The organism is Chryseobacterium sp. 2987 (assembly GCF_031456375.1).
GTDB lineage: Bacteria > Bacteroidota > Bacteroidia > Flavobacteriales > Weeksellaceae > Chryseobacterium > Chryseobacterium vaccae.
Genome location: NZ_JAVDUN010000001.1, coordinates 312,470 through 325,532, shown reverse-complemented (window position 1 = coordinate 325,532; position 13,063 = coordinate 312,470). Strand labels below are relative to the sequence as shown.

The 13,063-nt window shown below is 34.0% G+C and carries 9 protein-coding genes; 3 read left to right on the top strand and 6 right to left on the bottom strand.

Annotated features, from left to right (window positions below; translation table 11 throughout):
• Window positions 1-32: 32 nt before the first annotated feature.
• Genes J2Y40_RS01595 through J2Y40_RS01585 form a run of 3 tightly spaced genes read left to right on the top strand, consistent with a single transcriptional unit; the run spans window position 33 to window position 6,517 of the window.
• Window positions 33-3,629 carry a SusC/RagA family TonB-linked outer membrane protein gene (locus J2Y40_RS01595; RefSeq protein ID WP_309996162.1) on the top strand — a complete coding sequence of 1,199 codons (3,597 nt, stop codon included), beginning with the start codon at window positions 33-35 and terminating at the stop codon, window positions 3,627-3,629.
• A 9-nt stretch (window positions 3,630-3,638) separates the two neighbouring features.
• Window positions 3,639-5,018: a RagB/SusD family nutrient uptake outer membrane protein gene (locus tag J2Y40_RS01590; RefSeq protein ID WP_309996160.1), complete on the top strand. Its 1,380-nt coding sequence runs from the start codon at window positions 3,639-3,641 to the stop codon at window positions 5,016-5,018.
• Between the two features lie 2 nt (window positions 5,019-5,020).
• Window positions 5,021-6,517, top strand: a complete 1,497-nt coding sequence (locus tag J2Y40_RS01585; RefSeq protein ID WP_309996158.1) for a TlpA disulfide reductase family protein — start codon at window positions 5,021-5,023, stop codon at window positions 6,515-6,517.
• 148 nt (window positions 6,518-6,665) lie between these two features.
• Here J2Y40_RS01585 and J2Y40_RS01580 read toward each other — a convergent pair whose 3' ends face one another.
• The 6 genes from J2Y40_RS01580 to J2Y40_RS01560 all read right to left on the bottom strand — a co-directional run bounded on the left by J2Y40_RS01580 (window position 6,666) and on the right by J2Y40_RS01560 (window position 12,749).
• Complete coding sequence (locus tag J2Y40_RS01580) at window positions 6,666-6,932, bottom strand: DUF6520 family protein (protein ID WP_309996154.1); 267 nt, start codon at window positions 6,930-6,932, stop codon at window positions 6,666-6,668.
• A 99-nt stretch (window positions 6,933-7,031) separates the two neighbouring features.
• Complete coding sequence (locus J2Y40_RS23940; protein WP_409017649.1) at window positions 7,032-7,478, bottom strand: MauE/DoxX family redox-associated membrane protein; 447 nt, start codon at window positions 7,476-7,478, stop codon at window positions 7,032-7,034.
• Between the two features lie 259 nt (window positions 7,479-7,737).
• The gene (locus J2Y40_RS01575) at window positions 7,738-9,822 is read right to left on the bottom strand and encodes a DNA topoisomerase (RefSeq protein WP_309996149.1); all 2,085 of its coding nucleotides are present in this window, start codon (window positions 9,820-9,822) and stop codon (window positions 7,738-7,740) included.
• An 11-nt stretch (window positions 9,823-9,833) separates the two neighbouring features.
• Entirely contained in the window at window positions 9,834-11,270 is a 1,437-nt protein-coding gene (locus J2Y40_RS01570) for a DUF3945 domain-containing protein (protein WP_309996146.1), read from the bottom strand.
• Window positions 11,271-11,346: 76 nt separating this feature from the next.
• Entirely contained in the window at window positions 11,347-11,661 is a 315-nt protein-coding gene (locus J2Y40_RS01565) for a helix-turn-helix domain-containing protein (protein WP_309996143.1), read from the bottom strand.
• A 242-nt stretch (window positions 11,662-11,903) separates the two neighbouring features.
• Window positions 11,904-12,749, bottom strand: coding sequence for an RteC domain-containing protein (locus tag J2Y40_RS01560; RefSeq protein WP_309996140.1), 846 nt, complete (start codon window positions 12,747-12,749; stop codon window positions 11,904-11,906).
• Between the last annotated feature and the right edge of the window lie 314 nt (window positions 12,750-13,063).

The window sequence follows — 13,063 nt, the reverse complement described above, 5'->3', positions numbered from 1 at the left end:
TCAAGCAATTTACTAACCCTAACTCAAATGTAATGAATAATACCATTATCGGCAATGGTAATATGGTTTCTATTCTCCAATGGAAACGCAAATACCTTGTCAAACTATTCAAACACAAACAAGTCATGAAAAACCTGATATTTTTGATATTGATTATTTTTCTGGCCTGTACAAAATTGACTGCTCAGCGTATAACTGTAATCGAAAAAGGAGTACCCTTTAAAACCGTGATTAGGCAGATTAATGAACAGTCTGGATACTCTTTCTCCATAAATGAAAGGCACATGAAAATCGCTAAAGATGTCACTATTTCAGCCAAGGACAAGGATTTAAAAGCTGTATTAGATGAAATCTTTAGCAGACAACCCTTTGGTTATAGCGTAGAAGGAAAAATAATAGTTTCTGTAGATAAGGGAAAAGAAACTCAGTCAAAAATACCAATTAAAAAGGAGGATAACCCGATCAGAGGAAAAGTAATGAATGATAAAGGCGAACCTTTAGCCGGAGCTACACTACGTATCAAAGGAACAGATATTGATTTTTCAACGGATGGAAACGGTATAGTTCTAATACCGGAAAAATTTGAAGAAGAGATTCTGAAGGTATCTTTTATTGGCTATTCATCAACGGAAATTCCTGTTAGAAATGCAAATAACATTATTTTGCACCTAAATGATAATACGATCGGTATTGTGGATGTTGTTTCTACCGGATACCAAAATATTCCAAAGGAAAGGGCAACCGGATCATTTGTGCAAATTGATAACCGATTATTAAACAGACGGGTCAGCACCAATATTTTGGACCGTTTAGATGGTGTCACAAGCGGACTAACTTTCAGTAAGGGGGCTGGTTCTACAGGACTTTTGCCTTCAAATTCCAAAACTGGGATATCAATCAGAGGAACAAGTACGATTGATACCAAGGTAAGTGCTGACCCTCTGATCGTACTTGACAATTTTCCCTATGAAGGAAATTTAGATAACATTAATCCCAATGACATTGAAAACATTACTGTCCTTAAAGATGCAGCGGCCGCATCAATATGGGGTGCAAGATCCGGAAATGGTGTAATAGTAATAACAACCAAAAAAGGAAAGCTAGATCAAGCGCTGAACATTGAATTTAATTCAAATTTCACCATCGGCGAAAAACCCGACCTGAAATATTCTCGGAACTATATCGGTTCTTCAGAATATTTGGAAATAGAAAAATATCTTTTTGACAAAGGATATTATGATTCAAGTATTAAAAATACGACGACTTATCCAGTTTTATCCGGGGGTGTTGAGATCTTTTCAAAAATGCGGGACCGAACGATCACCGAAAAAGAAGCTAATGACCAATTATCTATTTTGAGAAATACAGATGTCCGGAGTGAAACAGGAAAATATTATTATCAGAAGAGTTTTAATCAGCAATATGCCTTAAACGTTCGTGGCGGCACTCAAAAAGCAACATACGCTTTGACATTTGGTTTAGATAAAAACAGAAATTATTTAGTAAATAGCAGCTATAATAGAACAAGTTTCAGTTCATCCAATACTTTCAGGCCTATCCGTAATCTGGAACTTTCAGCAGGTATCATTTATAACCGAACCAATAATGTTCTCGGATCGGGATATAGATCTAATTTACCTTATAACAGATTGTCTGATGAAAACGGAAACGCCTTAAGCGTCCCTTACATTTTTACTGATGCTTATAAAAAATCAATGGAAGACTTAGGATTTCTGGATTGGTCATTTCGGCCCATTGCAGAACGGGACTTTACAAAGAATACGACCAAATATACTAATATAATCCTTAAAGGTGGAGCCACTTATAGTTTTACCAATTTTCTAAAAACTCAGGTTCAGTACCAAATGGAAAATGAAACAGGTAAAAGGTTAAATTTTAATAGTGTCAATAGTTTTTATGCCAGAAATTTGATCAATACCTTTACCCAAGTAAATGGTTCAACAAAATCATTATCGTACCCTTTTCCAAAAGGAGGAATCCTTGAAAACGGAGATATGGAAACCAATGCAAATTCATTCCGTTGGCAATTAAATTATGATCAGAACATCAAAAACAAACACGAAATCAATGCAATTGCAGGTGCTGAAATTCGACAAACAATATTAAAATCATCAACTAATAACCTATTTGGTTATGACGAGAACTTAGGGATTCCAGTAGTAAACTTAAACTATGATACCTATTACACCGTCAATCCTTCAGCTTATGGTTCCCGTCGATTACCTTCAGTAGGAGGTAGCGTCCTTCCAACTGAATTTACAAATAGGTTTATTTCTTATTTCGCTAATACGTCTTATACTTATAAAAAAATATATACTTTCTCTTTGAGTGGAAGGAAAGACGGCGCAAATATTTTCGGTGTCAATATCAATGATAAAATCACACCTCTATGGTCTGCTGGTTTTGGATGGAATATCAGTAATGAATCATTTTATAATTTCGGGATGATTCCCTATTTAAAATTGAGAAGTACCTACGGTTATAACGGTAATGTTTATAATGCATCAGCATATTTAACAGCTGAATATTCCAACGATATATTGACAGGGGCGAGGACAGCGACCATTAAAAGTCCCCCTAATCCTGAATTAAGATGGGAAAAAATCAAAAACTTAAATTTAACCCTAGATTTCGCCTCTGCAAATAACCGGGTTACGGGTACAATAGAATGGTTTAATAAAGTTGGTGATGATCTTATTCAAAATACCATACTGGCTCCTTCAAGCGGATTTTCAAGTTTCAAAGCGAATACTGCCCAGATTGAAACTAAGGGTTTGGAAATAAATCTTATCTCACAGAATATAAAAGGAAAGTTTAACTGGACAACCAACTTTATCTACAATTACCTTAAGGATAAAGTGAAAAAATATGATTTAACTTATTCCAATGGCGAATTAGCGTTATATGATTCCTATTTGGCTTATAATGGTGGTATGTATCCAGTAAAGGGTAATTCATTATTTGGTCTCTACTCTTATAAATGGGCAGGCCTTGATCCTACAAATGGTGATCCACAAGGTTTCCTAAATGGTGAAGTTTCAAAAGATTACGTTGCCTTGATAAAAGGTACTGATAACAAACTTCTTGTTTATCATGGTTCATCAAGACCTACAACAATTGGTTCATTTAGAAATACATTTTCTTACGGTGATTTTTCTATTTCAGCAAACATTTTATACAAACTAAATTACAATTTTAGGAAAGTTTCGGCTAATATAAATTACACGCAAACTTTGGAACTGGTAAATAATGATTATTATAATCGTTGGCAGGAGCCGGGGGATGAGTTGAATACTAACATTCCTTCCTTTATTTACAATACCAATCCAAATAGAAATAACTTCTATCAAAGTTCTGAAGTGCTAATTGAAAAAGGGGATCATATCAGGCTACAGGATATTTCATTCGCATATAACCTATCAAATCGTCTTTGCTCTTCAATCGGTTTGAAAACGGTTCAGTTATACGCATATATTAATAATATCGGGATACTATGGAGAGCAAATAAATCAGGAATTGATCCTGATTTCAATCAGAATCTCTCTTCTGGATATACAAGTATTGTTTCACCCAGAACGTATGCTTTAGGCATTCGGGCTAACTTTTAATTTATCAATATGAAAACAATAATATTAATCGTACTCGTATCAATTTCTTTTGTTAGCTGCAAAAAACAGGATGAATGGCTGAATAAGAAATCGAGTAAATCTGATGTCGTTCCTTCAACTTTGGATGATTATCAGGCAATATTGGACAATACTGATAAAATGAATGACCATTATCCGTCAATAGGATTAGTTGGATCGGATAATTACACAATAAATGATGCGGAATGGAATTCGATGTCTTATATAGCTATAAAAAATATGTATGTCTGGGCAGCAGATATCTACGAAGGTATAGAAACAGGTCCTATCAGTGAGTGGACGTCGCCTTACGAGATTGTCGAATATGCAAATATTGTTTTAGAAGGAATTGACAAAATAAATGCTGATGTAAATCGAACTCAATGGAACAGTATCAAAGGCAGTGCTTTATTTTATAGAGCTTTCGCTTTTTACAATCTTGCCCAACTTTTCTGTAAACCTTTTGATCCCCAAACGGCAGATAGTGATCTTGGCATCCCGATTAGGTTAAATTCCGATGTAAATGTGAAGTCTATGCGATCTACAGTTAAAAAAACTTACGATCAAATAGTAAATGACCTATTAATAGCTGAATCTCTTCTTCCGGAAATACCACTTTACAAGACCAGAGCTTCAAAACCGGCAGTAAGAGCTTTGCTTGCCAAGACCTATCTTCTTATGGGTGATTACCAAAATGCATTAAAATCTGCCGAAGCGACTTTATCTAATAATAATGCATTGATAGATTTTAACACTCTAAACGTAACTAATACTTATTCATTTCCAAATTTTAATGATGGTAATCCAGAAATAATTTTTTATTCTACACCCGATTCATACAGTTTAATGTCAAGTTCGGTACAGGTTGTCGCTCCAGATTTATACAATTCTTATATGGAAGGTGATTTAAGAAAAAAAGTGTTTTACAGAGGCTCATTACCAAATATTTCATTTACAGGAAAATATACCGGTGTCCGAAGGTACTTTGCGGGACTGGGCGTTAATGAGCTGTATCTCATAAAAGCCGAATGCTTTTTTAGACTTGGGGATTTAGATCGAGGGATGAATACCTTAAGCCAATTATTAAAGAAGAGATGGGACAAAGATCTTAATTATATAACTCCAAAAGTTTCTAATGTTGAAGACGCATTAAAACTTATTATTAGTGAACGGAGAAAGGAATTGCCCTTCACTTCAAATACTCGATGGGAAGATCTAAGAAGGTTTAATAAAGATAATCGGTTTGCGACTACATTGACTAAAACGGTCAATGGGAAAATTTATAGTTTGCCACCAAACGATCCACGATATGTCTACCCTATACCACCATTAGAAATTTCAAAATCTAGTATTGAACAAAATATACGATAGTAATGGATAAACTCATTAAAGTAATATTAATTGTTATTGGTTGCCACTTGGGAACTGGCGCACTGTCGCAAACATCGAAACAAGCTGTTTATCCCGGAGCTCGTATTCGTGTCATTCTTGATAGCAATTCAACAAACGAAAAAGTGTGGGTGACTTATAAAAACCATCTCTGGGCAACCAATTTTAATAGAATACCTAATATACAGATGCAAAAATCCGGAATGGAGAATCTATTTCAGATATCGTTTTTGCCAAAAGAAAAAGCTGCCTATGTATCAGTGATGTTTTCTAAAAATCTAAGTATAGAAGATTTTATTATTGAACCTGGTGATAGTATTGTATGTACTTATTATAAGGATAAATGGTATTTTACCGGGCGTGGCAACGAAAAATTTAAAGCGCAGTTTGATATTGTGGAAGCAATGAGGTTTGTTCCGAGGGATATGTCAGCCACTCCACCCCACACCAAAGACAGAAATAAAACAGTTCTTGATGATTCTTTTACGGGATGGTTTATCGAACATTTCAAAACAGGCTTTAAAACAGCATATACTACAGATCAAATGGCGCTCAATGTGTTGGACTGGTATAAGGAATATTTATCCGATTTTACATATAACCTAATCAAAGTAAATACGATCAGCCAGTCAGAAGTTACCATTGTAAAGCTATTGGTTGAAATTAATGAAATTACAAATGATAATACAACTAACGCTACAAATAGAACCAGAATCCTGGATTCGGTTTCCAAGTTAATGTCAGAAAGAAGAAAATACGATTTAAAATTGTTTCCAGATTCATTATTGGCCTATTCTTCAGCTTATTTAGGACTTCAAACGCTCAAATCGGATTCGTTTATTTATACTAGGTTAAAAGATCATTTTAAAGGTTTTTTGAGAGATAGACTTTTAACAGCATTCTTCTTAAATAACTATTACAAGCAACCAGCTATATCAGATTGGTTACTAGAGGTAGTTCCAACAATTAATGATGAGAATTGTAAAGAATTGCTTTTAGCAAAAGTGGATGCTTTAATGCCGGGTCGTCCTGCGTTCGATTTTTCCCTACTAAATCCGGACAAAAAATTTATCAGTTTAAAAGATTTTAAAGGAAAAGTTGTAATGATGGATTTTTGGTTTACGGGATGTGGAAGTTGCATTCAATTAACGGAAGCTATGAAACCCGTGTTAAATCACTTTAAAGGCAATCCGAATATCATTTTTATCGGAGTTAGTATTGATAAAGATTTTGAGACATGGAAAAAGAGCCTGAAATCCGGATTGTATAATAACGAAGGAACAATTGATCTTTATACGAATGCATTGGGATCAGAACATCCAATAATTAAACATTATGGCATTTCGGGATATCCCAATTTACTATTGATCGACGGTTCAGGAAAAATAATAACAGCTAATCCTCCGAGACCAACCTTAAATGACCCAAGAAAAGGAAAAGAACTGATTGGCTTAATTGAGAAAAATATAATCAAATTATAGTATTTTAAATTTAGCATAGAATTGATTATCAATCAGTCCTGCGCATTTAATACAGTCGAAATTATAACTTATTTAAAAATTTAAACTGTTTCAATAAATTAAACGGATTGATTTCTCAATCCGTTTTTCATGAAAAATTAAGATTACCTTAGGGTTCATATCTAGCATCCATTTGATTTGCAGTGAAATTAGCCGGGTTTTCATATTCGTTCGGATGCTCTGGTGTTGTTGCAGAACCGGTTTTTGTATAATCACAAACGGCTTCTGTTTGTCTTATACATTCACCGCTTGGGCTTTTCAATTGATATATACTTCCATTTTTAACATACAGATCAACTGCTGAATTGCTTGCTGTAAATGCACTTCCAACGGCAAATACTATTGCCGCACCTAAAAATAATTTAAAATGTTTCATAATAAAAGTTTTTGAATTTTGATGCTTACTCTAAAAGGTTTTCAGCTTCCCCTTTTTAATTTGGACCCAATAATTCTAATTCACTTATACTGATCTAAATTATTGCGTTTGGTTATATAGTAATTGTGTTTTAGTGTTATTCTTGTTTATTCTTAATGCAGCAAAAATTATTGTTACAAAGAATAGATTGAATACTAAATGCTGTGGCCAGCTTAGCTCCTTTATGACACCCCCACATGAACACGGGACATATTCAAAAATGAGCAATAGAACCAGAGCAGTATAAACCGTAAATAAGCTCATCAAGGCTAAGGACGCATATAGTCCTATTAGTCTGGTTTTCTCGAAGAGCAGAGTTATAACAATGGAAATTTCTGTTAAAGGAATTAACCACTTTAAAATAGGGGTAAGGCTATTTGGAAATGGCTGATTATTTAGATCATAAACAAATCCCTTAAAATCCACAAATTTGCTCACTGCGGTATACATGAACAAAAGCGCCAATAATATAATCACAATTTCCGTAAATACTCTTTTCGATTGCATAACAATGGTTTTTTAGCTTTAATTTCCAGCGATCGAAATTTTATGGCCATCATCATTTTATCAATCTTAAATTTCAAACTGGCGTGAAAAAGATTCCAAACAAATGTAGAGGTGAAAAATGATAGGTTGCAACAGTTCGATGTAACAATTCTAGAAATATTACATAAAAATCTCCTGTTTATAGGCTTTATATGAATTTGTAACATTTTTGGAAAAATGAAAAATGACGGCAAATTTTACCGTCATCCTCCAAAATCAACTAACTTTTTTTCTTCTTTTTTTCAAACTCAAAGGATGTTTTACCATTTTCATCCATTATTATGTAAGCATTAAATTTATTTCCGGATCTGCTTTTCATTCCTTTGATGAGGGATGTCTTTTTATTGGTGATCAGATTTTGTATTTCCTTTTCGCTAAGTAATACTTCGCAGACCGTTTTAAATTGAATCCATTTACAATTCTCGTCTGGACACTTAACAACATAATCATTAAAAACCAAATTGTGATTTTTGCATTTGGGACATTTTACTGTTGGAGTATTTGAAATTATAATGGTCGATAATAATTCCGAAGTAATACTTTTAGCATAGTCTTCCATTTCCTTTTGAAAAACTTCTGCATCCAATTCATTATTCTCTATTTTCTTAAGTGCTAACTCCCACTGAGCTGTCATTGATACATCAGCGATTTTCTTTTCTTTGACCAGCTCATATACCTGCATGCCTTTTTTTGTAGGAATCAAATTCTTCTTTTCTCGTATAATATAATTCCTGTCAAAAAGAATCTCTATAATCGCTGCACGTGTAGCGGGAGTACCTATTCCAATATTGTCAATAGATTTCTTTTCCAGCTCATCCTCAATTTGTTTACCGGCAGTTTCCATTGCCGATAAAAGCCCCGCCTCCGTATAAAGTGCAGGAGGGCGAGTTTTCTTTTCCAAAATAACCGCTTCTTTGATAGTTAGTGAATCACCTTTCTTCAAGATTGGAATATCCATAGAAATATCTTCATCATTGTCCTCATCATGAAAATGATTTTGGATTACCCGCCAACCTGGATCTATTACTTTTGAACCCCTCAAATTGAACTCATAATGTAGCGATTCAAGTTTGATATCTGTAATTTCTTTAGTACATTGGTAACAAATAGATTCAAGCAGCCTGATAGCGACCATATCATATATCGCATTCTCTTTGACTGAAAGGGCGGAAGGAATTTTGTCTGTAACCAGTAGCGCATGATGATCCGTTACTTTAAGATCATTGACAATTCTTTTATTAAACCGCCCCCATTTGACATTGCTAATTTTTTCTTTAAAACCTTCTCGCTTCTCCAATGCTCTTACTAAATCCGGTATTTCTGGCCAGATATCATTGGAAATATACTTACTGCCAGTTCTCGGATATGTAATGAATTTTTTTTCATACAAACTCTGGGCTATTGATAAAGTCTCCTCGGCAGTGAGGTCAAGTTTTTTATTGGCTTCTTTTTGCAGAGAAGTTAAATCAAATAATAGGGGCGGCTGTTCATTAACATTACGAGTAGTAGCCGAATCAACAATTGAACTTCCAAATCGTTCAATAGATTTTAAAACCTCTTCTGCCTTATTTTTATCTTTCCACTTCTCCTTAGATATACTTGAAAAACTAACCCCTTCTTTTGAATACTTAAGTTCCAACTGCCAATAATTTTCAACTTTAAAATTTTTATTGTCAATATATCTCTTACATATCAAACTTAAAGTTGGCGTTTGCACTCTTCCTAAAGAATAAACTCCATTTCCGGCTTGCAAAGAGAGCGCTTGTGTAGAATTGATCCCAACCAGCCAGTCAGATCGGCTTCTCGCTTGTGCGGCCAGAAATAAATCGTCAAAATCTTTTCCTGATTTTAAATCTGCAAAACCTTGCTTGATGGCTTTTTCCGTCAATGAGCTTATCCATAATCTTTCAAATGGTTTATCACATTTTAGATAATTATAGATGTATCTAAATATTAGTTCGCCTTCTCTTCCGGCATCCGTGGCAACAATGATACTTTCGCATTGCTGGAAAATTGTTTCTATGATTTTCAATTGCTTTAGAGCTCCTGGGTCATCAAAGTACCCTTTATCCTTTTTTAGTTTTCTGACTGTCAACAAAAAAGGATCAGGCAGAATCGGCAAGTTTTCCTTTTGAAAACCATTAATTCCATATTCTACAGGCATAGCCAAAGAAATAAGATGACCAATAGCCCAGGTAACATAATATCCACTACCCTGCAAGTACCCTTCATGTTTTTCTGTAGCTCCTAAAAGAGCGGCTATTTCGCGAGCAACACTCGGTTTTTCTGCTATTACTGCTTTCATATTTTATAATTTTATGAAACCCTTCTACCTCTTCTTTTGGGAGGATTTGAAACCACATTCTTTTCGGCCTGTTGCTTGTTATTAGGTTTTTTAATTGTCTCATTGGATTTAGATTCGCTATTAGCTGACGTTTGCGTTTTTTGAGTTTCACTTGTTGCGGTATTTCGCTTATATCTATTTGGATTTTTAAAATCAAAAGATAACTTTCCAGTTTCTTTATTTTGCCATACATATCCAGGATATTCCTCACCAGCAGGATTTTTAAAATCTTTGATATAAACAATTTCACCATTTTTAATTTTATCATATTGATCTACCGTAAATTCTTTTCTTCTGTAAACTTTAGGTATTTCCGAAGATTGGCTCTGGGTATGTTCCTGCGTTTGTTTGTTGGGATTGTTTTTATCAAATAAAAATTCAATATGCCCCTTAAAAGCATTAAATTGGATATCTCCATTAAATAAGGTATTTACTTTAGATGTCATTCCTTCCAGATGTAAGGGCTTTCCTTCAAGTAAAGTCTGCTTTTGTTCAGGTGCTAATGTTAGCCCTTTGATTACATCGTCAATCTGTATTTTGTCAACCGGGAATGAAACTAATTGATTGGTATCTCTGTCTAAAGTTATCAAGTGAGGAACCTTATCATTACTATCCGAAATCAAGTCCACAGCCCGTCCCATATTTCCTTTTTCCATTAAATTCACTTTATCATCTTCTGTAAAGACATGCCCATAAAATGGCTTATCTAATTCGACTTCATTCTTTAACGGAAGAAATTTAAATGCTGCCATCCCATCTTTTCCCTGTTCAAGCCATAGCTTTGCTTCTGTTTCGATTTCGTGACTTCCAACTTTTATCGTTATAGGAACGAGGTCGCTGGTTTTGTAACCTCTCAATAAAGAACCCATTAGCTTCGTTTTCTCGAAATCTTCGCGTGACCAGCCTAAATTTTCTAGACTGCTCCAGTCAACTTTGTCTACCGTATAGCCATTGTTGTACTCTGCTCTGTTTTGTTGTTGTTGTTGTTGTGCCATAGTGTTGTGATTTTTGTTATATGAATTTATTATATCCTTAAGACCGTCAATCATTTTTTTTCCCTTTACAGAAGTGGTATCGACAAAATTTTGCATTTTTTCGGCAATGGCGATAATCAATCGAAATGGAACTTTAAAGAAATTAAAACGGGTTGGATTATTGACCTGACTTACGAAATTCCTTACGAAATTGGAAAGCATATCACCATTCTTATTGATTTTCAAAAAAGAGTTCTGATTTTCCTGGGTTGGGTCAACGGTTTCCAAATCACCTTTCCCTACTTTATTTCGGCCATTTCTTTTTATACCTTTTACAGCCCGAATCTTGTTCGTTTCTTTATCATGTACCAACAGTGTTTCCGTTAATTCACTGCCATGATCTGATTTTTGATTTTGTGATGGGTTATCGCTCATAACATTATATTTAATAAATCTCCAGCCAAGATATTCCTTACATTATGATGGAGGTGTAAGTTGGAACTTAGTGGCATTAATTGTCTCTTATTTTCCTTTTACGCTGTGTTGGTTCACTGAAACTATCACGGATAAACTGATGAACATCACTTAGCTTATAATAGAGTTTTCCACTAATGGTATAGTACAGCAGCTTTCCTTCTGATCGGTACCGCTGCAATGAGCGATTGCTGATTTTCAACATATGAAGGAGATCCTGATTATCAAGTAATTCTTCTCCATCTATTGTATTCTTATTTTTCTTAATCTCCCTTACACTTTCAGAAATCAAATCGAACCGATCCATAATCCGTTCCATCCAGGCGATAAATTCTAATCTATCTATATTCATAATTTGATCATTTTGCTTGTTCAAATACAAAGTTCATTTAGATAAAAGGATTGATCTGCCAAGTTTGATCAAGCCTTGCCAAGAGAAATGCGACTTTTTTTATGGATAGTTTACACCAAAAAGATCTATTTAGGGAAAGTACAACCATGAATGGTTAAAATCCATGTCCTTGGTTAATCTTACACTTTATTGGTAGTAATAAAAAAAAGACAACGGAACTGTTGTCTTTAGTGTAGTTAATTTTATAGGTTTTTATTCATATATTCTTCCAGACTGTCTTTTAGATAATCGAGGAATGCTGTTCTGCTCCCTGACCGCACTTTCATCCGATGAAAAGCATGATGAAAATCCCCAAGTTCTATCTGAAAAAGTGATTCGATTATCGTACTTATTTTTGTTATCCCCAATCTGCCATTGGATAGAGACCTCGCTGCATACAACGCATAAATCAATTCGATAAGAGCATTTTTCGAATCCGTCCAAAACATATCATCATAATGAGTATAAGTAAGGGAAACTGAATGCCTTTCACAATCCTGATTTAGTCTATTGTTTATATACTCGTAAAACATTTCATCCGCAATTATTTTCGCTACCTTATAATCATAATATGTTGAAAATTGTGGATCAATTCCAAATACAAAACTATTTAAGCCTTCCATTATATCAATGCGCCCCAAACCGAAGTACTTTTCATCAAGATCTTCTCTTCCGGATTTTATATATCTATAGAAGTCCGATTCAATATAATTGTCTTTAAACTCTTTAGTCAGCTTTTCTAACTCTGTTACAAAAAAACTCTTATGTATTTCTCCACTTTTTGCTGGGCAGGATGTTTCAATCCGAAATATCTTATTGTAATAAATGAGTTTTCCCAGAATTTTGGGCTTAATGTTTTTAAAGAAATAAATTTCTTCCTTTTTATTTACAAATCCCTTTTCTGAAACAAGATTTCGAGCTTCAATAAGTATCTCTAGCACAAATGCTGTCATTTCAGCGGCTTCTTTAATTACATTCTCATTTCTAAATGTAATTCTGTGCTCTCGAATTTCAATACGTTTTACTATAGTGTCATAAATTGATTTCATGGTAAAAATATATTAGAAAGGTTCTTAAACTATCAGGTCCAGTGATATATCAGCAACTTAAAAATATAATATTTTTCCCTTATTAGCGATTTATTAATTATTGAATTACATAATATTCACATCTAATTTTTCTTGCCAGTAACTTTCAATCATTTTACTTATTTCTGCTAAATATCTTATCCGTTCATAATTGATTGAAAAAGCAATATAGAATGATGTTTTATATAATTATTTATGATTTAACATTCGTAGGAGTAAAGCGAATATTCGAGGTAAATTTTGAGATTTTTGAAATGGAAAATAATAAATTATTT